Here is a 23002-nt window from a genome sequence, read left to right on the forward strand (position 1 = left end):
CGCTGCAGGTTTGTCGATGAAAGTACTCTGCCTTGGAATGGTTCTTGTCGCGTTGACTGGCTGTGATCCGGTGCAATGGCCGGCAGATGTGCGTTTGCCGGACGGGGCTGTCTACGATGGCGAAACCCGTAATGATCTCTTCCATGGTGAAGGCAGGCTCACCTGGCCCGATGGTCGTTACTATGAAGGGGAGTTTCGCGAAGGGCTTCTGGATGGCCACGGCAAGCTGGTGGACCGGCACGGTTGTGTTCAGGAGGGGCAGTTTGTCGGTGGAGTGTTGCATGGCGATGGGCAGTACACCTGCGACGATGCCATCTGGCAGGGCCGGTTCGAACAGGGTGAGCTGGTAGAGGGCTCTGTCAGCTATGCGGAAGGTGGTTCTTACCAGGGCGATTTTCTTGATCTTGCGCCCCATGGCCAGGGGCACTGGGTCACCGAGGATGGCGCGCACTATGAAGGCCGATTCGAGCATGGCGAGTTACTGGAGGGCAGTTACCGGGATGAGGAAGGTTACCGGTACGAAGGAGAGTTCCGTTATTTTTCCTATCATGGTCAGGGGGTATTGACCCGGCCGGATGGCGTGGTAATCCGTGGCAAGTTTGAAAACGGCCATGCCCACGGCAGCGGCACACGCACTCAGCCGGCTGAGGGCGACGGTGAGCCGCAGGAAGAAAAAGGGTATTTCGTGCGTGGCCGCTATTATGCCAGTGAGCAGGCCTACCGGGAAAATCGCCATGCCCGGGCAGCAAAAATGGAGGCCCGCCTGTACACCGAATCCAGCCGTTTGCAGTCGGTGCTGTCATCCTTGGCGCCACAGCGGCCCGGCGTCCGTGACGTTTATCTGCTGGTGGTGGGCGGTGATGGCACCGAGGCTGTGTTTGCCCGGGAAGTGGACTGGGTGACGGAACGGCTGGGCTCGGTGTTCGATCTCAAGCGCCGTCAGGTGCGCCTGATCAACGGTGGCAGCGATGACCTGCCCCTGGCTACCCGTACCAGCGTGCGTGAAGCTCTGGAAGCGCTGGATGCGCTGATGGACCCGGAAGAAGATCTGCTCATGGTGCATCTGGTCAGTCATGGTTCCAAAGAGGGCGCCCTGTTGCTGGATGACCGGAACCTCAAGCTTAATGATCTGAGTGTGGCGGATGGCAAACAGTGGTTAAACGCCCTGAAGGTCAAGCATCAATGGCTGGTGGTGTCGGCCTGTTATTCCGGGAAATGGGTGGAAGCCCTGGCTTCCCCGCAGCGAGTGGTGTTCTCATCCGCCGCATCGGATCGCACGTCCTTCGGTTGTGGTGACGATTCCGACCGCACCTGGTTCAGCAAGGCCTTATACGGTGAGGACATGGCTGCCGGCATCGATGCTCCGGATGCCTGGTTTGCCGCGGCCAACAGTAAGGTGGAGCGGATGGAAGAAGAGCAGGGCATTGATGGGGAGGCGCACTCCATGCCGCAAAAAGCGGTGGGTGAGGCGTTCGTGCGCTGGTGGCAGGGTAAAACAGTGAATAGTGAATAATTAACAGTTAATAGCGAAAACCCGCGAGTGATCGAACGTAGGGTGGATTTTGTGTCCAGGTGTGTTGCTTGTGCCCCTGACGCACCTCTCAATACAGAGGCGCGGTTTTGTCCAGTTGGTTCAAGTAGTTCATCAGCTTGCGCCGCTCGCGTTTAAACTTGTCCTTTTCCGCTGCGGTGGCGGTGGCCGGGTCGGCCACGCGGGCCTTGAGGGCATTGCGACTCAGGTTGCGTAATTGCTGCCGGTCCCCGTGGGGAAAGAACTCCAGGATCAGCTGCAGGGTGCCCTCGGCGTCCCGGGGCTGATCGCAGGCCATGATCTGTTCTACCCAGTTGGTCAGCCGTTGCTGGCGGAATGGATCATGAAACGCTTCCAGGGCCTGGATGATCTGCTCGCTGTTGGATTCGCGCATAAGACGGCCGATGTACTGGGCATGGCGACGGCGCGCTTCGTGATGGTTGATGCGACTGGCTTCGTCCAGGGCCTTTTTCAGTTCATCGCCCAGGGGCAGTCGCTCGCGCTCTGCCGGCTTCATGTCCATTAACGAGAGTCCCAGCTCCTGCAAAGCACTGTCATCGCGTTTTTGTTGTGTCTTGCTGGTCAGCAGGTCGTCGTTATACTCGGTCATTACAATTTCTGATTCTGGTTACGGAACCGCTATTTTATGTCTGATTCCCCCGCAACGACAGCAGTACTGGATATTGCCCAATTACGCCAGGCGGAAGACACGGCCGCCTGGGTGCTGGAAGAGGCGAAACGCCAGGGCGCCGATGGTGTGGAAGTGAATGTGAGCCTGTCCCAGGGGTATTCGGTGAATGTGCGCCAGGGGGAGGTGGAAACCGTGGAATTCCACCGTGACCGTGGGGTGTCGGTGACCGTGTTCCGCGGCCAGCGCAAGGGCCACGCCAGCAGTTCTGACGACAATCGCGACAGCCTGCGCGACACCATCCAGGCCGCCGCATCCATTGCCCGCTACACCGAGGAGGATCGTTATGCGGGCCTGGCGCCGGCCAACTTGCTGGCCCGGGAGGTGCCGGACCTGGATCTGTATCACCCCTGGGCACTGGATACTCAGGCTGCCATCGACGAGGCATTGCGTTGCGAAACGGTTGCCCGGGATGATGCCCGTATCGTCAATTCCGAAGGGGCGTCCATCAACAGTGGCGCCAGCCTGCGGGTCTTTGCCACCTCGGAAGGCTTTCTGCACGGCTATCGCGGCACCCACCATAGCCGGGTCTGCAGTGTGGTGGCGGAAGATGGTGACGGCATGCAGCGCGATTACTGGTACGACGGGGGCCGTATTGGCGAGCGGTTGGCCGCTGCCGAAGAGGTTGGTGAAAAAGCCCGAGAGCGCACCCTGGCGAGGTTGGGAGCGAGTATTCCCGAGACCGGTGAATTGCCGGTGATCTTCGCGCCGGAGGTGGCCTCCGGCCTGTTGGGCCACCTGGTATCTGCCATCAGCGGTGGGGCCCTTTACCGGCGCAGTTCCTTTCTGCAGGACAGCATCGGTAAGGCAGTGTTGCCCAAGGGATTTGCGCTCACAGAAAACCCGCATCTGTCTGCCGGTAATGCTTCCGCGCCTTTCGATGGTGATGGCTTGCCCACCCGTGCCCAGTCTTTTGTGGAGGATGGTCTGCTGCGCCAGTATGCGCTTGGCCTGTATGCCGGTCGCCGTTTACAGATGGAGCCTACCGGCAATGGAGGAGGGGTGCGCAACGTGTCCATCACCGATACCGGCGAGTCTCTGGCGGCGTTGATGGCACGGGTGCCGAAAGGGATTCTGGTCACTGAAGTCATGGGACAGGGGGTAAATCTGGTGACCGGAGACTATTCCCGTGGTGCCAGCGGTTTCTGGTTTGAGAACGGTGTCATACAAGGCGCCTTGCAAGAGTTTACCATTGCGGGGCATTTGGGGGAGATGCTCAAGGGTATTCAGGGGAGCGGCACCGATGTGGATTATCGGGGTAATATTGCCAGCGGCTCGCTATTGCTGTCGCCAATAAAGATCGCCGGGCGATAGCGTATCCGGGCATTTTCAATGGATGAAAATTTTTTTCGGGAAAGGAGCAAACCGTGAGTGAAATCAATCCGTATCAACAGCCGCAGGCCGAGCTGATTGACGACAACAATCCACCAGCACAACCACTGGCCATTCTGGCTGAGCCACGCAAGGTCAGTGTGGGGGATGCGCTGGGCTGGATCGGCAGTGGCCACAAGATGCTGCCGGGTCACTGGGGTGTCGTGCTGGGGGCCCTGGTGGTCACCGTGCTGATCACCTCCGCGTTCCAGATCATTCCGCTGCTTGGCATGATCGCGCAGGTTCTGGCCACGCCCTTGTTATACGCGGGGATCGTGAAAATCTTCCACCGCATGGAAACCGAGGGTACGTCGGATTTTGCCGACCTGTTCGCTGGGTTCTCCGAGCGGACTGGCCCGCTGATTCTGATGGCCCTGGCCCAGCTGGGTGTGATGCTGCTGCTCGGGATTATCTTCGGGGGACTGGGGTATGCAATGGGTGCCGGGGGCGGCGCCTCTACAGGAGCCATGGTTGTGCTGGGCCTGCTGGGCCTGGTGGCCATGTTCGGCTTCGTCTACCTGTTCTATTTCACCGTGCCGCTGATCTTCCTGGGCAACAAGGGCGTGGGCGAAGCCATGAAGCTGAGCCTTAGCGGTTTCACCCGCAACGTGGTTCCCCTGATCGTTTACCTGCTAGTGACCATGGTGATCGTGTTGGTGGCCGCCTTGCCACTGCTGCTGGGTTGGCTGTTCGTGATGCCGATTCTGGCCGGGGCCTACTACGTGTCTTTCCGGCAGATTTTTGTGGAATAAATCCCGCTGGAAAGCATGACCAAAAAAGGCGCCATTGATTGGCGCCTTTTTTGTGGGCGAATGAAAAATCAGACCAGCAGATGCGCGTAGAGCACGGTGGCCAGACCCAGGAAGGCAAAGAAACCCACGATATCGGTGATGGTGGTGAGCACCACAGAGCCTGCCAGGGCCGGGTCGATGCCCATCTTTTTCATGATCATGGGCAGCATGGCCCCGGCACAGGCCGCCATGATCAGGTTGATGATCATGGCGGCGGCGATGACCATGCCGATGCTGGGGTCGTCGAACCACAAGGCGGCGGTGATGCCGATGACCGTGGCCCACAACAGGCCGTTCAGTGCCCCCACGGACAATTCCTTGACCAGCAGGTAGCGGGTGTTACTGGACTGGATCTGCCCCAGGGCCATGGCACGAATCACCAGGGTCAGGGTCTGGCTGCCGGCGATGCCGCCCATGCTGGCAACGATGGGCATGAGGATGGCCAGCGCCACCACTTTTTCCAGGGTGGCCTCGAACAGGCCAATTACTGCTGAGGCGGCCAGGGCGGTGAGCAGGTTGATACCCAGCCACACGGCCCGGCGGCGGGCTGTCTGCCAAACGGAGCCGAAGGTATCCTCGTCTTCATCCAGGCCTGCCATGCTCATCAACGAGTGGTCCGCTTCCTCGATGATCACGTCTACCACGTCATCAATGGTAATCCGGCCGACCAGCATGCCGTCTTCATCCACCACCGGGGCGGTTACCAGATCCTGGCGTTCGAAGATCTTGGCCACTTCGTGGGCGGGCAGGGTGGCAGGAATGGACTCGGTATCAGTGATCATGGCTTCCCGCACTGTGGTGCCGGGATCGCTGATCAGTACCTTGGTCAAGGGGAGCAGCCCGATGAACTGGTTGCGGCGATTGACCACCGCCAGGTTATCGGTGGTGCGAGGGATTTCGCCTCGCCGGCGCAGATAGCGCTGCACCACTTCGAAGGTGATTTCCGGACGGATGGTAATCACATCCGTGTTCATCAGGCCCCCGGCGGTGTCCTCCGGGTAGCTCATCACCTGTTCCAGCCGGTCACGATTCTGTTCGTCCAGGCTGGCCATGACCTGGCTGGTGACGTGGTCCGGCAATTCCTGCAACAGGTCAGCCAGGTCATCCGTATCCAGCTCTTCCACCAGCGAGACCAGCTCGTCAGTGCTCAGGTTGCGCAGCAATTCAACCCGGACTTCCTCGCCCAGATACTGGAGAACTTCGCTTTCCTGATCCTTGCTCAGCAGCTGCCAGAGAATTTCCCGTTCCCGGGGAGGGAAGGATTCCAGCAAATGCGCCGCCTCAGCACCGGGCAGATTATTGAACAGCTGACGGACCTGAGTATAGGTGCCGCTGGACAAGGCGCGGTTGATGACTTTGTGGTGTTGCTGGCTACGGCTGGTTTCGGCGGGCATCGAAAAATCAGTTAACAGTTAACAGTGAATAGTTAACAGCGAAAACAATGTGTGCTGCTGCTCGGGCCTGGATAAGCCCACAGTAACAGCCCTTCGAGGCATGTGGTACTTGATTTTTTAGCTGTTCACTATTCACTGTTAACGATTAACGGCTTTTTACTCTTCTTCATCAAAGCGGCGGGCGAACAGATCGGTGAGTTCTTCCATGGCGGCGGTTTCATCGTTGCCGTCGACCTGAAAGGTGACGCTGGTGCCCTTGGCGGCGCCAAGCATCAGCAGCCCCATGATGCTTTTGGCATCGATGGGTTTGCCGTTATGAATGACGTGAATGCGGCTTTCATAGCGTGAAGCCACGCTGACCACCTTGGCGGCAGCACGGGCATGCAGGCCAAGCTTGTTGATGATATCCAGTTGTTTTTCGATCATTGCGTGGCTTAATCCAGTTCGCGGTGGCGGACCTGCAGGGTGGTGCCCTCATCGCGTAACCGTTTTGCCAGTTGCTCGGTAATGAATACCGAACGATGGCGGCCACCGGTGCAGCCAATGGCCACAGTCACATAACTGCGATCGCTGTCGGCAAAGGCCGGAAGCCAACGCTGAACAAAGCGATGAATGTCATCGAGCATGTCGTGGCTGGCCTGATGCTGCTGGAGAAAATCGATGATGGCGTCATCGCGGCCGGTAAAGGGCCGCAGGTCGGCCCGCCAGTGGGGGTTGGGCAGTACCCGCACGTCAAACACCAGATCGGCATCGTTGGGCAGGCCGTTCTTGAAGCCGAAGGATTCCAGTTGCAGGGACAGGGCGGCGCTGCGATTGGCTACCCGCTCGCGCATCAGGTTGCGCAGGCTGTGAACATCATAGTTGCTGGTATCGATCACCAGGTCGGCACGCAGGCGAATATTGGACAGCAATTCCCGCTCGTGCTGGATGGCTGCCTCCACGGAGCCTTGCTGAGCGCCCAGGGGGTGACGCCGCCGGGTGGCACTGAAGCGCTTCAGCAGAGTGTTGTCGTCCGCATCCAGATAAATAATTTCGGTTTTTACCTGCTGCAGGTGAAGCGCATCCAGGATGGCGTCAAAGGCCAACAACTGGGTCGGCAGGTTGCGGGCATCAATGCCTACCGCCGCTCGCTCTATGGGGAGCTCACCCTGGTCAAGTTGTTCCGCTAGTGTTGGGAGCATGCCCACCGGCAAGTTGTCGACGCAGTAGTAGCTCTGGTCTTCCATGGCTTGTAGCGCGGTGGTTTTTCCCGAGCCGGATCGACCGCTGATAATGGTGAGTTTCATGGTCGTACCGCTTGCACGCTATTGGCGGCACGTTGGCACGTCACATCGATAAACGAGAGGGTATCGTGGGTGTGTCGGGCGGTGATGCCTGAAGGTGTGTTGCGTTGCTTCATGATGCCAGTCGCAGCTCCGCTTCGGATTCCACGGCAGTGTGATAAAGGTGGTGGTCGTCCTTGCTCAGTCGCAGCTCGGCACGGTAGTCGTCGTCGTTGAACAGGGACGCCAAGTGGCTGAGCGTTTTCAGGTGCTGTTCCGGGTTTTCCTGGGGAACCAGCAGCACAAACACCAGATCCACCGGGCGACCGTCAACGGCGTCAAAATCGATGGGGGTCGACAGTTTCAGCAGCAGCCCGATGGGTTGCTGGCAGTGACCAAGACGACAGTGAGGTATAGCGATGCCTTCACCGATGCCCGTGGAGCCCAGCTTTTCCCGGGCTACCAGGGCATCGAAGACCTCCTGTTCGTTGAGGCTGTCGCAGCCGGCCGCGGCCAGCTGCGCAACCTGGTCCAGCAGCTGTTTCTTGCTGCTGGCCTGCACCTCGCTATGGGTGCGTGCTTCGGTGAGTAGTTCGCGAACTCGCATAATTGTCGCTTTGGGGTCAGTGGCCGTGTTTGTGGCTGACGGCCTTTTCCTTGTGTTTGAGGATCTGACGGTCAAGCTTGTCCGTCAGCTTGTCGATGGCAGCGTACATGTCCACTGCTTCAGCGGTGGCGAAGACGTCGGCCCCGGAGATATGGATGGTGGATTCCGCCTTGTGGGTCTTGGGTTCCGGGGAAAGAATCACCTGGACACTGGTAATCTGATCAAAATGCCGTTCAAGACGGGAGAATTTGTCTCCTACGTAGGCTCGCAAAGCGTCGGTAATTTCCAGGTGATGACCGCTGATATTAATTTGCATGGCTGGCTCCTTTACCTGCTCGTTGGGCCGTCCCGGCGCCTACACCAAACGCTTGCGGGCGCTGGATGACGGTATTCTCATCGCCTCACGATACTTGGCGACTGTCCGGCGCGCCACGTTGATCCCCTGCTCGTTCAACAAGCTGGCAAGCTTGTTGTCGCTGAGCGGTTTGCGGGGGTTCTCGGCAGCGACCAGCTTCTTAATAATGGCACGAATAGCGGTGGAGGAACACTCACCGCCGCCGTCTGTTCCCACGTGGCTGGAGAAGAAATACTTAAGCTCAAAGACGCCGCGGGGTGTCATCATATATTTCTGGTTGGTGACCCGACTGATGGTCGATTCGTGCATCTCGACGGCATCGGCAATGTCGGCCAGAACCAGGGGTTTCATGGCTTCTTCCCCATAGTCGAAGAAGTCCTGCTGGACTTCAACAATGCGGGTGGCCACCTTCAGCAGGGTGTCGTGGCGGCTTTGCAGGCTCTTGATGAACCACTTGGCTTCCTGCACGCAGTTGCGCAGGTACTGGCCATCCTCGCCCCCGGCCTTGCGGGCCATGGAGGCGTACTGCTGCTGCAGGTTGACCTTGGGCAGTACCTCCTCGTTCAGGCTTACCTGCCAGTGGCCCTGATGCTGGCGCACAATCACGTCCGGTACCGCATAATCCACCTGGCTCTCACCGATCTGTTCGCCAGGGGCAGGGTCCAGGGTGCGCAACAGGGAGAGGGCGTCGAGCAGGTTCTCCTCGCTGATCTGCAGCACCCGGCGCAGGGCCGCATAATCGTGTTTTTCCAGCAGCTCCAGATGCTCCAGAAGGGCCAGGGCATAGTCCAGGAAGGGAGTGTCTGTGGGTAACTGACGCAGCTGAACACGCAGGCAATCGGCCAGATCCAGGCTGGCCACCCCTACGGGATCGAATTGCTGCAGGCGATGCTGGACGGCCAGTACTTCGTCGGCTTCCAGCTCGTCACCTTCGGTGAGCAGGTCATCCTGGGCGTTCATCATCGCCACGATGTCGTCCACGGTAACGGTCAGATAGCCGCGATCGTCCAGGGATTCGATAATGGTCATGGCGATGATGCGGTCCACATCGCTCATGGGGGTCAGATTCAGTTGCCAGAGCAGATGGTCCTGCAGGTTGCCGGCCACGCTATGTCGCTGCTGCCAGTCGTCGGCATCGTCGGGTAGGGCGGCGGAGGCGCTTCTGGTCTGGCCGGAATAGACATCGTCCCATTCCGTTTCGATGCCGGGTTCGCCGTCCACGAACTCTTCCAGGGCATCGTCCCGCTCGGTATCCAGCTCCTGGTCGTCCTGACGTTCTTCGTCAATGTCAGGCAGGGATTCGTCACCGAAATCGTCGGCCAGCTCCAGCAAAGGGTTGCTTTCCACGGCCTGCTGTATCTCCTGGCGGAGGTCCAGCGTGGACAGCTGCAAAAGGCGAATGGCCTGCTGCAGCTGAGGAGTCATGGTCAGCTGCTGGCCGATTTGTAGTTGTAGGCTTGGCTTCATACTGCTCAGGCTGGTCGGTCCCCAAAACCTGAGAATAGCAGTCTATCTGTAAGACAAGCAATATTTGTGCCAAGGGTTGTTGTGTGCTAGGAGGAGGGAGTTAACAGTGAACAGTTAATAGTTAACAGCGCGCGATCTTAGGCGTGGCGCCGTTTGGGTGCAGGCAGCCGCGTCTAGGGCTTGTGCGCGGCTGCGGGGCTTGAAAGACAGAAAGTCTGCCTCGCGAACTGTTCACTATTAACTATTCACTGCCTTTTACAGCCTGAAGTCCGCCCCCAGATACACATCCCGTACCTGCTGGTTACCGAGAATGGTATCCGCATCGCCGGAGGCGATGATGTGGCCGGCGCTGACAATGTAGGCGGTGTCGCAGATATCCAGGGTTTCGCGCACGTTGTGGTCGGTAATCAGTACGCCGATGCCGCGTTCTTTCAGATGGCGGATAATGCCCTTGATGTCGTTCACGGAAATCGGATCCACCCCGGCGAAGGGCTCATCCAGCAGAATGAAATCCGGGTCGGTGGCCAGGCCACGGGCGATTTCCGCCCGGCGCCGCTCGCCGCCGGACAGGCTCATTCCCAGGGAATCGCGAATGTGGGTGATATGGAATTCCTTGAGCAGGCTTTCCATGCGCTCGTGACGTTCCGCCTTGCTCAGCTCCTTGCGGGTTTCCAGGATCGCCATGATGTTTTCTTCCACGGTCAGGCGGCGAAAGATGCTGGCTTCCTGGGGCAGATAGCCGATGCCGCGCTGGGCGCGGCCATGCATGGGCAGATGGGTGATGTCTGCCTCGTTGATATCGATTCGCCCTGCGTCCGCTTCCACCAGGCCCACGATCATGTAAAAGCAGGTGGTCTTGCCGGCGCCATTTGGACCGAGCAAACCGACGATCTGGCCGGCTTCCACGTCCAGGGAGACATCTTCGATAACCCGGCGGCCCTTATAGCTTTTTGCCAGGTGGTGGGCGCGTAAATGGCTCATTGGGTGTTTGGCTCCGCCTCGGGGGAGGGCTCTTCGGGCGCCTCGCCGTTTTCATTGTCGTCTGCGGGTGGGGCTTGCTCGGGTGTCTGGTTCTCGGCCGGGATCACCAGTCGCACCCGCTTGTCGCCTTCACTACTGGCGTCTACTCGCTTGGAGTCCAGACTGTATTCCACTTTGGCGCCTTCGAAGGTGTTGCCCAGGTGCTCAATATAGGCGTCTCCGGTGAGGACCAGGGTGCGTTTGCGGATGTCGTAGACCAGGTTGTTAGCGTGGGCCTGCAGGTCCTTGCCTTCTTCCATGCGCACCGGGGTGCCGGAGGCTTCCACGCGGGTCAGTTCGCCATTGCGGGTATACAGGCGCATTTCGTCGGCAAACAGTTTGCGTTTTCCCTGGACCAGTTCCACATTGCCCCGGTAAAGACCGCTGCCCGCGTCCTGTTCGAAGCGTCCGGAATCCGCGGTCACGGATACCGGCACCTGCGGGGCGGCCACGGCACTGATCGGCAAGGCAACAGCCAAGGCGATAAGGCTGGAGGCACTAAGAAGCCGGCGCATCAAACTCACTCTTTACTCCTTGCTCAAGGGTCAGAATGCCCTTGTCGAGATCGGCCTCCAGCGCGCCTGCGCGGGTTTTGCCGGATTCAAATTCCAGGTCCACACTGCCGGGAGAGCTGGCGATATTGGTGTCGCTACGAAAGCGCAACTCCTGGGTGTCCAGGGTGATTTTCTGTTGCTGGTTGCGGGCTTTTACGTCGCCGGAGAATACAATCAGATCGCCATTTTCCTGGACCAACCCTTGTTCACTAACGATGGTCCAGCTTCCCTTGTCGTTGGCCATTTCCAGCTCGGGCTGCTGCATTTCCGTGAGCGGGTTGTGGTCATACTGGGTCAGGGTCTCGGCGGTCAGATAGTACTGGAGACTGCCGTCCTCTTCACTAAAAGCCCGTGCGGTTATGCTTTTGGCGACAATTGCGGGCGCGGTGAGGATGCCGTCTTCCTGCCCGGGCAAGGTGTCATCCCACTCGTGCAGGGTCATCAGCATCACCAGACCCAGCATCAGGATGCCGGTGGCGCTGAGCAGGCCCTGGCGCTTCATGCCGGGCTCCGTTGCGCCAGAATGGCGTCGCAGATTTCTCGCACCGCGCCTTCACCGCCGCGCCGCTCGGTAATATGGTCGGCGGCTTCCTTGGCGCAGTCGTGGGCATTGGCCGGGGCAAAGCTGAGCTGGGCCCAGTGCAGGGCGCTCACATCCGGTTCGTCATCGCCGGCATAGCCGGTCTCGCTGGCGGCGATGCCCAGCTGTTCGGCCAGGTCGGCCAGGGCCACGCCCTTGTCTTCGCGGCCCTGGATCACATGGGCGATTCCCAGGTCGGCGGCACGCCTGGCCACCATGGGCGTGTTGCGGCCGGTAATAATGGCCAGGGTGACGCCGCTGGCGGCCAGTTTCTTCAGTCCGTGGCCGTCCAGGGTATTAAAGACCTTGATGGTCTCGCCTTCCGGGCTGAAGTAGATGCGACCGTCGGTCATCACTCCATCCACATCAAAGGCCATCAGGCGCAGATTCTGCGCATCAACGGAGGACAGTTGCATAGGCATCTACACCACTCCGGCCCGCAGTAGATCTTGCATGTTGAAGGCGCCCAGAGGCTTGTGGTCCTTGTCACAGACCATCAGGCCATTGATTTTGCGGGTTTCCATGATCTGCAGGGCCTCAGCGGCAAGGTGGCCGGGTTCGATGGTGATCGGCTGAGCCACCATCACCTCGTCGATGGTGGCCTTGCGGATGTCGATGTCGCGATCCAGCATGCGGCGCAGATCGCCATCCGTAAAGATGCCGGCCAGGGTGCCGTCTTCCCGGGTGATGGCGGTCATGCCCAGCCCCTTGCGGGTCATTTCCAGCAGCGCTTCGCTGAGCGAGGTGCCGCTGGCGACTACCGGCAGCTGTTCGCCGGCGTGCATGATGTCGTCCACTTTCAGCAGCAGGCGTCGGCCCAGGCTGCCGCCGGGGTGGCTCATGGCGAAATCTTCGGGGGTGAAACCGCGCGCTTCCAGCAGGGCGATGGCCAGGGCGTCGCCCATGGCCAGTGCTGCGGTGGTGGAAGAGGTGGGGGCCAGATTGTGCGGACAGGCTTCTTCGCTGACCGCCACGGTCAGGTGCACATCAGAGAGTTGTGCCAGGGCAGATTGCGGGCGGCCGGTCATGCCGATCAGGGCGGTGCCCTTGCGCTTGATCACCGGCAGGATGGCCAGCACTTCGGCAGTTTCGCCGGAGTTGGACAGGGCCAGCACCACATCGTCCGGGGTGATCATGCCCAGGTCGCCGTGGGAGGCTTCGCCTGGGTGAACAAAGAAAGAAGGCGTGCCGGTGCTGGCCAGGGTAGCTGCCAGTTTGCTGCCCACATGGCCACTTTTCCCCATGCCGGTGACGATGACACGTCCGCGGGCGCCGAGCATCAGGTCGCAGGCGGCGGAAAAACTGTCATCCAGGCTGTCTTTCAGGGTCTCTACGGCTCTGGCTTCAATGTCCAGTACCCGCCGGCCTACGCCGATGTGGTCATGACTCATTCAACTCTCCTCTGGTCGGGGCTGATTATACATTGCTGAACCGGTCACGTTGACCCGAATTGTGTTAAGGCGCTTCTGAATAGCATCGTGATCGGGCTTTGTGGATGAGGCAGCGCCTGCTTGTGGTTTCGTAATGCTTTGCAAAATGGAGGCAACAGATCTGGAACCGTTATGGGCTTTGTGACTCCAATAAGGCAGACGCGGTTCAATGTGTTGCTGGACAGCAGCGGCATAAAACCGTAAAACCGCCGGACATCAACAGGGAGTTTTTTATGCATTTGCAGCGTGTTATCCGGATCTGGCTGGCGATGGTGCTTACCGCCATGGCCACTTTGGCGGCGGCGGAAAGTGATCCGCGACAGGTGGTGATGGAGGCGGTGGAGCGCATGACCTCCCGCATTGAGGCAGAGCGTGAGCAGCTGGAAGCGGACCCGGATCGGGCCAAGGAGCTGGTGCGCGAGGAACTGGGTGATCTGGTGGACTTCAAGCGCATCACCCGCATGGTAATGGGGGATTATTTCGGGCCGTCCAGCAAGGAACAGAAGTACCGTTTTCTGGATGTGTTCAAGAACAGCCTGATCAACACCTATGCCTCCGGCATTACCCTTTATGAGGGTCAGAAGATTACCACCCTGCCCATGCAGGAGGGAGATCGCAAAGGTGACTATGCACGGGTGCGCATGGAGGTGAAGACCAACTCCGGCAAGACGGTGCCGATTTATTACACCCTGTTCCTGCGGGATGATCAGTGGCGGGTGATCAACGTCTACGTCAATGGCCTGGATCTGCGTGATACCTTCCAGAGTCAGTTCGCCCAGGGCATGCAGCAGTACAACGACATCGATAAGGTAATCGACAACTGGTCCGCGGACGCCAAGATTGATGCTGGCATCGAGGATAGCGACCAGAAGAGCTGATGGTTCCGGTGGTGCCGCCGTGGCAAGGGGGCGCCAGCTCGCGTATTATTGCCGTTTTACCGAGGAGCGGGTATTTGCCCGCTCCTTGCTGTTCGGGCCGCTGTCGGCCCCGATGAGGAGCGAACATGAATCCGGAAGAGGTAAAAGCGCTGGTCGAAGCCGGTTTTGACGATGCCGATGTGGCGGTGGAAGGCGGCGGCGACCGGTTCCAGATTCGCGTCATATCCACGGCCTTTGAAGGCCTGATGCCGGTGAAGAAGCAGCAACTGGTCTACGCCACCATCAACGAGCAGATCCAGAGCAACACTATCCACGCGGTGCAAATCATTACCTATACCCCCGCCGAGTGGGAAAAAGCCCAGAAAATGGGTATCGGCTGAGGCATGCGCCCGGCCCTCTGACAAGTCTAGAGACAGTTCATGGATAAATTGATCATCACCGGCGGTCGACGTCTGGACGGCGAAATCCGTATTTCCGGCGCCAAAAACGCGGCGCTGCCGATCCTGGCCGCCACCCTGCTGGCCGACGAGCCGGTCACCGTGGGCAACCTGCCGCATCTGCAGGATGTCACCACCCTGATCGAGCTGCTGGGTCGCATGGGCGTCCACGTGGTGATCGACGACCGCATGAACGTGGAAGTGAACGCCACTACCATCAAGGAACTCACCGCTCCCTACGAGCTGGTGAAGACCATGCGCGCCTCCATTCTGGTGCTGGGGCCCATGGTGGCCCATTTTGGCAAGGCGTCTGTTTCCCTGCCCGGTGGCTGTGCCATTGGTTCCCGGCCGGTGGATATTCACCTGCGCGGCCTGGAAGCCATGGGTGCGGATATTGAAGTGGCAAATGGCTATGTGCATGCCTCTGTGGAAGGTCGCCTCAAAGGTGCCCGCATCGTCATGGATACGGTTACCGTAACGGGTACCGAAAATCTGATGATGGCGGCGGCGCTGGCGGAAGGGACTACCTACCTGGAAAACGCCGCCCGGGAACCGGAAGTGGTGGATCTGGCTGACTTCATCAACACCATGGGCGGCAAGGTCCGCGGAGCCGGTACCGACACCATCACCATTGAAGGGGTAGAGCGTCTTCACGGCGGTCATCATGAAGTCATCGCCGACCGTATCGAAACCGGTACCTACCTGATTGCGGCAGCCATCACCGGTGGCCGTATCAAGACCAAGGACACGGTGCCCGGCATCCTCGATGCGGTGCTGCAGAAACTGGAAGAAGCCGGCGCCAAGATCACCACCGGTGATGACTGGATCGAGCTGGATATGGAAGGTCGTCGCCCCAAGGCAATCTCGCTGCGGACCGCGCCGTACCCGGCGATGCCAACGGACATGCAGGCCCAGTTCATGGCCCTGAACCTGATCGCCGAGGGCACCGGCACCATCGTGGAAACGGTCTTTGAAAACCGCTTCATGCACGTGCAGGAAATGAACCGCATGGGCGCGGATATTGAAGTGCAGGGCAACACCGCCATCTGTCGCGGCGTGGAGCAGCTTACCGGTGCGCCGGTGATGGCCACCGACCTGCGTGCTTCCGCTTCCCTGGTGATCGCGGCTCTGGCGGCGCAAGGGGAAACCACAGTAGACCGTATCTATCACATTGATCGCGGCTACGAGTGTATCGAAGAGAAACTGCAATCGCTGGGCGCTGTGATTCGCCGCGTCCCACGCTAATCGAGAAAGTAATGACCAAGCCGTTGACCATCGCCCTCTCCAAGGGGCGCATCCTCAAGGAAACCCTGCCGTTGCTGAAAACGGCGGGCATTGAGTTGCTGGAAGATCCAGAGGCTTCGCGCAAGCTGATCTTCGACACCACCCGCGATGATGTGAAGATCATCATCATCCGCGCCACCGACGTGCCGCCCTATGTGCAGCACGGCGCGGCGGATATTGGTGTGGCCGGCAAGGATGTGCTGATGGAGCACGGCGCCGATGGCGTGTTCGAACCCCTGGATCTGGATATCGCCCGTTGCAAGCTGATGGTGGCGGCGGTGAAGGATGCCCCGGACGTGGGCAGCCGCCTGCGCGTGGCCACCAAGTTCGTCAACGTGGCCAAGGCTTACTATGCCCAGCAGGGCAAGCAAGCGGAAGTGATCAAGCTCTACGGTGCCATGGAACTGGCTCCGCTGGTGGGGCTGGCCGACCGCATCGTGGACATCGTCGATACCGGCAACACCCTGCGCGCCAACGGCCTGGAACCCACCGAACTGATCGCCCATATTTCCACCCGGGTGATCGTCAACCGTGCCAGCATGAAAACCCGTCACGGGGATATTCAGGGGATCCTGGATCAGCTGGCTGAGGCGGTGGCGGCTCGCAAGGCAGGCTAAAAGCCTTTCACCACAGAGTTCACAGTGCGCGCAAAATAAAAAGCCCACCTGTTGGTGTGGCGTTGAGCGACAGGCGTTGTTGATCTCTGTGATAGAAAAAAACGCCTTCTCCTCACTGAACTCTGTGCCCTCTGTGGTAAAAACAGACTGTGACTTTGACAACGGTGCCAACCATGGAAACCACCTGGCTTAACGCCCAAGACGCGGATTTCGATGCCAAGCTGACTGCGCTTACCGCCTGGTCCGAAGAGCGGGACGAGGAAGTGGCGGATCGGGTGCGTGGCATTCTTCGTGATGTGGCCAAACGCGGCGATGCGGCGCTGGTGGAATACACCAACCGTTTTGACCGGCGCGACGTGGCCGGCATGGACGAGTTGGTGGTGGGGCATGAGCAATTGCAGGCGGCGCTGGACCGTATTCCTGCCGAACAGCGCCAGGCGCTGGAAGCGGCCGCCGAACGGGTGCGTCGCTACCACGAAAAGCAGAAGCAGGATTCCTGGCAGTACCGCGAAGCCGACGGCACCCTGCTGGGCCAGCAGGTGACGCCGCTGGATCGGGCCGGTATCTATGTGCCCGGGGGCAAGGCGGCCTACCCGAGCTCGGTGCTGATGAATGCCTTGCCGGCCAAGGTGGCCGGTGTGGGTGAAATCATCATGGTCTCGCCGGCCCCGGATGGCGAGATCAACGACATGGTGCTGGCGGCGGCGGCCATTGCCGGGGTGGACAAGCTGTTCACCCTGGGCGGCGCCCAGGCGGTGGCGGCACTGGCCTACGGCACTGATACCGTGCCTGCGGTGGACAAGATCGTCGGCCCCGGCAACATCTATGTGGCAGAAGCCAAGCGCCAGGTATTCGGCAAGGTGGGCATCGACATGATCGCCGGTCCGTCGGAAATTCTGGTGGTGTGCGATGGCAAGACCGACCCGGACTGGATCGCCATGGACCTGTTTTCCCAGGCGGAGCATGACGAGGAAGCCCAGGCCATTCTGGTCAGTCCCGATGGCGACTTCCTGCAACAGGTGGCCGAGTCCATGGAAAAACTGGCGGTGACCCTGGAGCGGGAAACCATCATCCGCACTTCCATGAAAAATCGCGGTGCCATGATTGAGGTGCAGGATCTGCAGCAGGCCATCGACCTGGCCAATACTATCGCCTCCGAGCACCTGGAGTTGTCCATCGACGACGCTGAGCAGTGGGCAAAGCAGATTCGTCATGCCGGCGCCATCTTCCTGGGCCGTCACACGCCGGAAGCCCTGGGTGATTACTGCGCGGGCCCCAACCATGTGTTGCCCACCAGTGCTACGGCACGGTTTTCTTCACCCCTGGGTGTCTATGATTTCCAGAAGCGCAGCTCGCTGATCGGCTGTTCCCCGGAGGGCGCCAGCGAACTGGCAAAAATCGCCTCACCCCTGGCCCGCGGCGAAAGCCTCACCGCCCACGCGCGCAGTGCCGAGTACAGAATCAACACAGCGTCGGACGTCAGACGTCGGGCGTCGGACGACAAAGACCTATGAGCAAATACTGGAGCGACTTCGTTCACCAACTGGAACCCTATGTCCCCGGCGAACAGCCGAAGATGGACAAGTTGGTAAAGCTGAATACCAACGAGCACCCACTGGGCCCATCGCCCAGGGTGATCGAGGCGATTCGTGCCGAGGCGGACGATCGTCTGCGTCTGTACCCGGATCCGGATAGCAGTCAGCTCAAGCAAGCCATTGCCGATTACTATTCTGGCAAAGGCCACGGCATCAAGCGCTCTCAGGTATTTGTTGGCAATGGTTCGGATGAAGTGCTGGCACATCTGTTCATGGGTTTTTTCCGCCAGGACGAGCCGCTGCTGTTTCCGGACATTACCTACAGCTTCTATAAAGTCTATTGCGGCCTCTATCAGATTGATTATGACGCGGTGCCGCTGGACGAGACGCTGTCCATCAATGTGGAGGACTACCTCCGGCCCAACGGTGGCATTATCTTCCCCAACCCCAATGCCCCCACCGGCAAGTTGCTGCCGCTGAGCGATATTGAGCGTCTGCTGCAGGGCAATACAGAAACCCTGGTGGTGATTGACGAAGCCTACATCGACTTCGGGGGTGACACGGCCATCAGCCTGGTCAACCGTTATCCGAATCTGCTGGTCACCCAGACATTATCCAAGTCCCGTTCCCTGGCCGGGCTGCGCATCGGTCTGGCAGTGGGCGATGAAGCGCTGATTGATGGGCTTAACCGCATCAAGGACAGCTTCAATTCCTACCCGCTGGACCGTCTGGCCATTGCCGCTGGTGTGGCTGCCTTCGAGGATCAGGAATGGTTCGAGCAGGGCTGTGAGCAGGTAATCAGTCAGCGTGACTGGCTCAACGAACAGCTCAACCAACGGGGCTTTGCAAGCCTGCCGTCAGCGGCCAACTTCCTCTTCACCCACCACCCGCAACACAGCGGTGCCTCCCTGGCCCAGGGCCTGCGCGAGCAGGGCATCATCGTGCGCCACTTCGGCAAACCCGAGCGCATCGCCGACTACCTGCGCATCACCGTGGGCACCGCAGAGCAGAACCAGGCGTTGATTGACGCGCTGGACACGTTGCTCTGATCTCCGCCGCAGCAAATCTGATTTTTACTACAGAGGGCACAGAGCACACCGAGAAAAAGGCTGGCTAGGTATCCTGTGGTGAAAGCCTCTCCTGTAGGAGCGTCGCTGGCGGCGCGATCCCGCCGTTGATAAAACATCCATTACAGAATGCGTAGGGTGCGCTGAGCCTAAGGCGAACTGCACCATTGCCCAACCATCCGGTGCAGTTCGCCTTAGGCTCAGTGCACCCTACGCGGCCCGCCGGGGTTTATCTTTTTCTCAGTGTCCTCTGTGGTAAATAAATTTTTTCTACACAGGAAGATCGCGGAAGCCAGTGCCGCAACACTCCCCGCTTGAACCTTTCCCCATACCTGCGGTACTAACAGGTATCGTCCAACGGAAAGGACCCGAATAATGAAACCATCGTTATTGCTTGCCTGCGCGTTGCTGCCGGCGCCCCTTTTTGCCGCTGATTTCAACGTCACCGCGCCGGTGAGCGAAGCGGTGCTGTTTCCCTCCCAGGCCCATCTCACTCGCACTCTCAGCCAGTCCCTGTCCGCCGGGGAGCACCAACTGGTGGTCAGTGATCTACCGGAGCTGGATCTGGACAGCTTGCAGGTGGCGGTGAAGGGCGCCCGGTTGTTGGGGGTTCGTCAGGGCTTTGCTATCAACGACGCCGATGTGTCGGTCCGTCGGGCCGAGCTGGATGCGGCCATCCGCGAGCTGGAACACACCATGGCCGCTGCCAAGGCAGCGGATGCGCTGGACCAGCAGCAGATCAATCACCTGCAATCCTTGATGGGGCAGGCTCCCCAGGGGCAGGCGGTGTTTGCCCAGGTGCCGGTGGAAAAGTGGGCCAGCGCCTGGGTGTCTATCGGCAAGGCGGTGGAACAGCGTCAGGCGGCCATCAACCAGCGGGCGGTGGTGCGTCACGACCAGCAACAGCAACTGGATGCCCTGCGCCAGGAACGACAGCAACTGGGCCAGGGGCAGACACGCAGCCGCGAACTGGTGCTCTCTGTCGGTACCGACAAGCCCGCCACCGCGCAGGTTGAGCTGCAGTACTTTACCGGCCAGGCCGGTTGGCAGAATCAGCTGCGGGTGGACCTGGACAGCAGCAATGAAGCCGTGGCGGTGACCGGTATTGCGCAGATCCATAATCACACCGGCGAGGACTGGCAGAATGTCCGCGCCACCCTGGGGCTGGTGCCGGCGGGCTACCGTCATCTGCCGGACCCGCAGCCCTGGATCGTGCGTCTGGCCACCCCTCAGCCGGAAATGCGCAAACAATCATTGCGGGCGGTGATGGCCGAGCCTGCGGCCTATGAGGCCGACATGGCCGAGAGCGTCAGTGCCATGCCGGTGGCGCCCCCCGTTGCTCACGGTTTCGACATGCGTGTGCCGCTTTCCGCGCCGCTCTCCCTGACCAGTGGCGATGCCAGCGCCCGGGTTCCCTATCAGCAGGCTGAATTGCCGGTGACTCTCAGCCGGGAAAGCTACCTCTGGCAGCAGCCTGCCGTGTTGCTGGTGGGGGAATGGAAGAACAGCAGCCCGCTGCCCTGGTTGGCTGGCAGCGTCACGTTGCTACGTGATGGGCAGCGTCTGACCCGTTATCACCGCCATGAGAGCATCAAGCAGGGCGAGCAGGTGAAGATGAGCTTCGGCGATGATCCGCGTTTGCAGATTGCCGTGGTCCGCGAACCTTCCCGGGAAGGGGAGACTGGCCTGATCAGCAAGGAAAGCACCCTGTCGGCCCTGAAGAACATTACCCTCACATCCCACTACGACAAGCCGATCACGGTAAACCTGCTGGACCGCCTGCCAGTGGCCGGCAACGACGACATTACCGTCACCGCCATGGGCAAGGCCGCCGATGATCGCAATGTGGATGATGTGAAAGGCCTGCAACGCTGGCAATTCACCCTGCCCGCCGGCGGCGAGGAACGCTTCAAGCAGGGCTTTGAGATACGTTATCCGGCGGGGGAGAGGTTGAGCGGGGTGGAAGGGCTTTAAAGGCAGTTAACAGTTAACAGTGAATAGTTAACAGCGACGCGTGCAGCGTTTGTCTGTCTTTGAAACGCAAGAGGCCGCGCCCATCGCTTGGGCGCGGCCTCTTGCGTTTCAGATCAAACCAGCGGGCTGTCGCGCCGCTGTTCACTGTTAACTATTAACTGTTCACTCTAGTCATTCCGTTTCTGCCGGCGGCCGTGTACCAATCACCACATCCACGGTCAGCGGCTGGCGGTTGCGGACGATGTTCAGGCTGACTTTTTCTTCCGGTTTCATGCCAGCGATGCGGTTCATGGCTTCGTAGCCGTCGGCCATGGCGGTGTCGTTGATGCCCACCAGTACATCGCCGGGCTGCAGGCCGCCCTTGTGGGCCGGGCTGTCGATGACCACTTCCGTGATCACCCCGCCGCGTACCTCGTCCATGCCGAAGGTTTCGGCCAGGGAAGGGGTGATATCCTGTACGGTGACGCCCAGATAACCGCGAATTACCCGGCCGTGTTTAATCAGGTCGTCCATCACTTCCCGGGCAATGGAGGCCGGGGTGGCAAAGCCGATGCCCTGCCAGCTGCCATCGGCGGACAGGATGGCGGTGTTGATGCCGATCAGGTGGCCACGGGTGTCGATCAGCGCGCCGCCAGAGTTGCCGCGGTTGATGGCCGCGTCGGTCTGGATAAAGTTCTCGAAGGTGGCAATGCCCAGATGGCTGCGGCCGGTGGCACTGACAATACCCATGGAGACAGTCTGGCCCACGCCCAGCGGATTGCCGATGGCCAGTACCACATCGCCTACCTGTACCGGGCCGTTACCATTGAGTTCCACTTCCGGCAGGTTTTCCAGCGCCACGTGGAGCAGGGCCAGGTCGGTTTCCGGGTCGGTGCCCACCACCCGTGCCGGGGCGTCGCGACCGTCGCGCAGGGCCACCAGAATTTCGTCCGCATCGCGGATCACGTGGTAACTGGTGAGGATGTAGCCTTTATCGTCCACGATCACGCCGGACCCCAGGCTGTTCAGGGCCCGTTCCCGGCGGGGCTCTTCCATGAAGCGGTTGAACAGGGGGGCTTCCGGCACATCCTCGCTGGTGAGGATCTGGGTGGTGTAGATGTTGACCACTGCCGGGGCGGAGTGATTGACCGCGCCGGCATAGCTGGCGGTACCGCTGTCATAGCGGCCGGGGCGGGAATTGGGGCCCCACTCGTACCACCACAGCACGGCCAGCCCCACGGCCAGGCCCGCCAGAATCGGTCCGGCAAAAAAACGAAAGGCTCTGATCACCGACAATGCCCCCATGCGCTTGCTTTGGCCCGTGCTATTGCCTTGCGCCGCTGCCGGGGTGGCCGCGAACGAGACAAGCGCGGGTCTGGATAGGTAAACTGCGCGCAATATTATCAGATCATTGCCCGGTAGGTGTCATGCTCAAGCGCGATTACATGCTGACTTTGCTCGACCAGGAGCTGGCTGCGGACCACTTTCAGGACTATTGTCCCAACGGATTGCAGGTGGAAGGCCGCGAGCAGATCCGGCGGGTGGTCAGCGGGGTCACGGCCTGTCAGGCGTTGATCGATGCGGCGATCGTGGAAGACGCGGATGCCATCCTGGTCCACCATGGCTACTTCTGGAAAGGTGAAGACCAGCGGGTGCGCGGCATGAAAAAGCAGCGCCTGCAGACCCTGCTGCGTCACGATATCAACCTGTTTGCCTACCATTTGCCCCTGGATGCCCACCCGACCCTGGGTAACAACGCCCAGCTGGCCCGGCGTCTGGGCTTCAGCGTGGAAGGCGGGCTGGACGATTCACCACGCCCCATCGGCAATGTGGGGCGGCTGGACAGCCCCATGTCGGCGGCGGAGTTCGCGGCCCACGCGGAAGCCGTGCTGGGCCGTACCCCCTGCATGGGGGACCCGGGCGATGAAATTGAAACCATCGGCTGGTGTACCGGCGGTGCCCAGGGCTTTATCGACAAGGCCCAGACCCGTGGCGTGGATGCCTACCTGAGCGGCGAGATTTCCGAGCCCACCACCCACTTCGCCCGGGAAACCGGCATGCATTATTTTGCCTGCGGCCACCATGCCACCGAACGCTACGGGGTGCAGGCCCTGGGCCAGTGGCTCAGCGAGCAGTTCGGTGTGGAACATATCTTTATCGACATTGATAACCCGGCCTGAG

Annotated in this window: 24 protein-coding genes; 11 read left to right on the forward strand and 13 right to left on the reverse strand. The window is 60.1% G+C overall.

Annotated features, from left to right (window positions below):
* Positions 1–16: 16 nt before the first annotated feature.
* Positions 17–1513 carry a C13 family peptidase gene (locus KZ772_RS16905; protein WP_290537611.1) on the forward strand — a complete coding sequence of 499 codons (1497 nt, stop codon included), beginning with the start codon at positions 17–19 and terminating at the stop codon, positions 1511–1513.
* Positions 1514–1601: 88 nt separating this feature from the next.
* Here KZ772_RS16905 and yjgA read toward each other — a convergent pair whose 3' ends face one another.
* On the reverse strand, positions 1602–2141 hold the full coding sequence (gene yjgA, locus KZ772_RS16910; protein WP_290537612.1) for a ribosome biogenesis factor YjgA: 540 nt from the start codon (positions 2139–2141) through the stop codon (positions 1602–1604).
* A 36-nt stretch (positions 2142–2177) separates the two neighbouring features.
* Here yjgA and pmbA point away from each other — a divergent pair, with 36 nt between their 5' ends.
* A complete protein-coding gene (pmbA, locus tag KZ772_RS16915) occupies positions 2178–3533 on the forward strand; it encodes a metalloprotease PmbA (protein ID WP_290537613.1) in 1356 nt (451 codons plus the stop codon).
* A 53-nt stretch (positions 3534–3586) separates the two neighbouring features.
* On the forward strand, positions 3587–4342 hold the full coding sequence (locus KZ772_RS16920) for a BPSS1780 family membrane protein (RefSeq protein ID WP_290537614.1): 756 nt from the start codon (positions 3587–3589) through the stop codon (positions 4340–4342).
* Positions 4343–4410: 68 nt separating this feature from the next.
* On the opposite strand, the gene mgtE is transcribed toward KZ772_RS16920, so the two are convergent.
* The 11 genes from mgtE to KZ772_RS16975 all read right to left on the reverse strand — a co-directional run bounded on the left by mgtE (position 4411) and on the right by KZ772_RS16975 (position 13011).
* On the reverse strand, positions 4411–5775 hold the full coding sequence (gene mgtE, locus KZ772_RS16925) for a magnesium transporter (protein WP_290537615.1): 1365 nt from the start codon (positions 5773–5775) through the stop codon (positions 4411–4413).
* Between the two features lie 156 nt (positions 5776–5931).
* The gene (locus KZ772_RS16930; RefSeq protein WP_290537616.1) at positions 5932–6201 is read right to left on the reverse strand and encodes an HPr family phosphocarrier protein; all 270 of its coding nucleotides are present in this window, start codon (positions 6199–6201) and stop codon (positions 5932–5934) included.
* Positions 6202–6209: 8 nt separating this feature from the next.
* The gene (rapZ, locus tag KZ772_RS16935; RefSeq protein WP_290537617.1) at positions 6210–7061 is read right to left on the reverse strand and encodes an RNase adapter RapZ; all 852 of its coding nucleotides are present in this window, start codon (positions 7059–7061) and stop codon (positions 6210–6212) included.
* 109 nt (positions 7062–7170) lie between these two features.
* Positions 7171–7644, reverse strand: a complete 474-nt coding sequence (gene ptsN, locus KZ772_RS16940; protein WP_290537618.1) for a PTS IIA-like nitrogen regulatory protein PtsN — start codon at positions 7642–7644, stop codon at positions 7171–7173.
* Between the two features lie 16 nt (positions 7645–7660).
* Positions 7661–7960: a ribosome-associated translation inhibitor RaiA gene (raiA, locus tag KZ772_RS16945; protein ID WP_062816681.1), complete on the reverse strand. Its 300-nt coding sequence runs from the start codon at positions 7958–7960 to the stop codon at positions 7661–7663.
* 39 nt (positions 7961–7999) lie between these two features.
* The gene (locus tag KZ772_RS16950) at positions 8000–9466 is read right to left on the reverse strand and encodes an RNA polymerase factor sigma-54 (protein ID WP_290537619.1); all 1467 of its coding nucleotides are present in this window, start codon (positions 9464–9466) and stop codon (positions 8000–8002) included.
* A gap of 255 nt (positions 9467–9721) precedes the next feature.
* Positions 9722–10447: an LPS export ABC transporter ATP-binding protein gene (gene lptB, locus KZ772_RS16955; protein WP_290510650.1), complete on the reverse strand. Its 726-nt coding sequence runs from the start codon at positions 10445–10447 to the stop codon at positions 9722–9724.
* Complete coding sequence (gene lptA / locus KZ772_RS16960; RefSeq protein ID WP_290539495.1) at positions 10444–11001, reverse strand: lipopolysaccharide transport periplasmic protein LptA; 558 nt, start codon at positions 10999–11001, stop codon at positions 10444–10446. Before lptA ends, lptB begins: the two co-directional genes overlap by 4 nt.
* A complete protein-coding gene (gene lptC, locus KZ772_RS16965; protein WP_290537620.1) occupies positions 10985–11542 on the reverse strand; it encodes an LPS export ABC transporter periplasmic protein LptC in 558 nt (185 codons plus the stop codon). Before lptC ends, lptA begins: the two co-directional genes overlap by 17 nt.
* The gene (locus KZ772_RS16970) at positions 11539–12042 is read right to left on the reverse strand and encodes an HAD hydrolase family protein (protein WP_290537621.1); all 504 of its coding nucleotides are present in this window, start codon (positions 12040–12042) and stop codon (positions 11539–11541) included. Before KZ772_RS16970 ends, lptC begins: the two co-directional genes overlap by 4 nt.
* A complete protein-coding gene (locus KZ772_RS16975) occupies positions 12043–13011 on the reverse strand; it encodes a KpsF/GutQ family sugar-phosphate isomerase (RefSeq protein WP_290537622.1) in 969 nt (322 codons plus the stop codon).
* Positions 13012–13283: 272 nt separating this feature from the next.
* Here KZ772_RS16975 and KZ772_RS16980 point away from each other — a divergent pair, with 272 nt between their 5' ends.
* From KZ772_RS16980 to KZ772_RS17010, 7 genes are all read left to right on the forward strand, one after another.
* Positions 13284–13928: an ABC transporter substrate-binding protein gene (locus KZ772_RS16980; RefSeq protein WP_290537623.1), complete on the forward strand. Its 645-nt coding sequence runs from the start codon at positions 13284–13286 to the stop codon at positions 13926–13928.
* Positions 13929–14053: 125 nt separating this feature from the next.
* On the forward strand, positions 14054–14308 hold the full coding sequence (locus KZ772_RS16985) for a BolA/IbaG family iron-sulfur metabolism protein (RefSeq protein WP_062816689.1): 255 nt from the start codon (positions 14054–14056) through the stop codon (positions 14306–14308).
* 39 nt (positions 14309–14347) lie between these two features.
* The gene (gene murA / locus KZ772_RS16990) at positions 14348–15610 is read left to right on the forward strand and encodes a UDP-N-acetylglucosamine 1-carboxyvinyltransferase (RefSeq protein ID WP_290537624.1); all 1263 of its coding nucleotides are present in this window, start codon (positions 14348–14350) and stop codon (positions 15608–15610) included.
* An 11-nt stretch (positions 15611–15621) separates the two neighbouring features.
* Positions 15622–16266 carry an ATP phosphoribosyltransferase gene (gene hisG, locus KZ772_RS16995; protein WP_290537625.1) on the forward strand — a complete coding sequence of 215 codons (645 nt, stop codon included), beginning with the start codon at positions 15622–15624 and terminating at the stop codon, positions 16264–16266.
* A gap of 173 nt (positions 16267–16439) precedes the next feature.
* Entirely contained in the window at positions 16440–17780 is a 1341-nt protein-coding gene (gene hisD / locus KZ772_RS17000) for a histidinol dehydrogenase (RefSeq protein ID WP_290537626.1), read from the forward strand.
* Positions 17777–18850, forward strand: a complete 1074-nt coding sequence (gene hisC / locus KZ772_RS17005; protein WP_290537627.1) for a histidinol-phosphate transaminase — start codon at positions 17777–17779, stop codon at positions 18848–18850. Before hisD ends, hisC begins: the two co-directional genes overlap by 4 nt.
* 393 nt (positions 18851–19243) lie before the next feature.
* Positions 19244–20842: a DUF4139 domain-containing protein gene (locus KZ772_RS17010; protein ID WP_290537628.1), complete on the forward strand. Its 1599-nt coding sequence runs from the start codon at positions 19244–19246 to the stop codon at positions 20840–20842.
* 171 nt (positions 20843–21013) lie between these two features.
* Here KZ772_RS17010 and KZ772_RS17015 read toward each other — a convergent pair whose 3' ends face one another.
* Positions 21014–22126 (reverse strand): trypsin-like peptidase domain-containing protein, encoded by a 1113-nt coding sequence (locus KZ772_RS17015; protein WP_290537629.1) that lies wholly within the window; start codon positions 22124–22126, stop codon positions 21014–21016.
* A gap of 122 nt (positions 22127–22248) precedes the next feature.
* Here KZ772_RS17015 and KZ772_RS17020 point away from each other — a divergent pair, with 122 nt between their 5' ends.
* A complete protein-coding gene (locus KZ772_RS17020; protein ID WP_290537630.1) occupies positions 22249–23001 on the forward strand; it encodes a Nif3-like dinuclear metal center hexameric protein in 753 nt (250 codons plus the stop codon).
* The last annotated feature ends 1 nt before the right edge of the window (position 23002 follow it).

Origin of the sequence: Alcanivorax sp. (assembly GCF_019431375.1) — a bacterium.
In the GTDB taxonomy this organism is placed as follows: Bacteria; Pseudomonadota; Gammaproteobacteria; order Pseudomonadales; family Alcanivoracaceae; genus Alcanivorax; species Alcanivorax jadensis_A.

Coding starts and splice junctions, on each gene's coding strand:
- KZ772_RS16905 (WP_290537611.1), top strand. CDS start 17: ATGAAAGTACTCTGCCTTGGAATGGTTCTTGTCGCGTTGACTGGCTGT.
- yjgA (WP_290537612.1), bottom strand. CDS start 2,141: ATGACCGAGTATAACGACGACCTGCTGACCAGCAAGACACAACAAAAA.
- pmbA (WP_290537613.1), top strand. CDS start 2,178: ATGTCTGATTCCCCCGCAACGACAGCAGTACTGGATATTGCCCAATTA.
- mgtE (WP_290537615.1), bottom strand. CDS start 5,775: ATGCCCGCCGAAACCAGCCGTAGCCAGCAACACCACAAAGTCATCAAC.
- KZ772_RS16930 (WP_290537616.1), bottom strand. CDS start 6,201: ATGATCGAAAAACAACTGGATATCATCAACAAGCTTGGCCTGCATGCC.
- rapZ (WP_290537617.1), bottom strand. CDS start 7,061: ATGAAACTCACCATTATCAGCGGTCGATCCGGCTCGGGAAAAACCACC.
- ptsN (WP_290537618.1), bottom strand. CDS start 7,644: ATGCGAGTTCGCGAACTACTCACCGAAGCACGCACCCATAGCGAGGTG.
- raiA (WP_062816681.1), bottom strand. CDS start 7,960: ATGCAAATTAATATCAGCGGTCATCACCTGGAAATTACCGACGCTTTG.
- KZ772_RS16950 (WP_290537619.1), bottom strand. CDS start 9,466: ATGAAGCCAAGCCTACAACTACAAATCGGCCAGCAGCTGACCATGACT.
- lptB (WP_290510650.1), bottom strand. CDS start 10,447: ATGAGCCATTTACGCGCCCACCACCTGGCAAAAAGCTATAAGGGCCGC.
- lptA (WP_290539495.1), bottom strand. CDS start 11,001: ATGCGCCGGCTTCTTAGTGCCTCCAGCCTTATCGCCTTGGCTGTTGCC.
- lptC (WP_290537620.1), bottom strand. CDS start 11,542: ATGAAGCGCCAGGGCCTGCTCAGCGCCACCGGCATCCTGATGCTGGGT.
- KZ772_RS16970 (WP_290537621.1), bottom strand. CDS start 12,042: ATGCCTATGCAACTGTCCTCCGTTGATGCGCAGAATCTGCGCCTGATG.
- KZ772_RS16975 (WP_290537622.1), bottom strand. CDS start 13,011: ATGAGTCATGACCACATCGGCGTAGGCCGGCGGGTACTGGACATTGAA.
- KZ772_RS16980 (WP_290537623.1), top strand. CDS start 13,284: ATGCATTTGCAGCGTGTTATCCGGATCTGGCTGGCGATGGTGCTTACC.
- KZ772_RS16985 (WP_062816689.1), top strand. CDS start 14,054: ATGAATCCGGAAGAGGTAAAAGCGCTGGTCGAAGCCGGTTTTGACGAT.
- murA (WP_290537624.1), top strand. CDS start 14,348: ATGGATAAATTGATCATCACCGGCGGTCGACGTCTGGACGGCGAAATC.
- hisG (WP_290537625.1), top strand. CDS start 15,622: ATGACCAAGCCGTTGACCATCGCCCTCTCCAAGGGGCGCATCCTCAAG.
- hisD (WP_290537626.1), top strand. CDS start 16,440: ATGGAAACCACCTGGCTTAACGCCCAAGACGCGGATTTCGATGCCAAG.
- hisC (WP_290537627.1), top strand. CDS start 17,777: ATGAGCAAATACTGGAGCGACTTCGTTCACCAACTGGAACCCTATGTC.
- KZ772_RS17010 (WP_290537628.1), top strand. CDS start 19,244: ATGAAACCATCGTTATTGCTTGCCTGCGCGTTGCTGCCGGCGCCCCTT.
- KZ772_RS17015 (WP_290537629.1), bottom strand. CDS start 22,126: ATGGGGGCATTGTCGGTGATCAGAGCCTTTCGTTTTTTTGCCGGACCG.
- KZ772_RS17020 (WP_290537630.1), top strand. CDS start 22,249: ATGCTCAAGCGCGATTACATGCTGACTTTGCTCGACCAGGAGCTGGCT.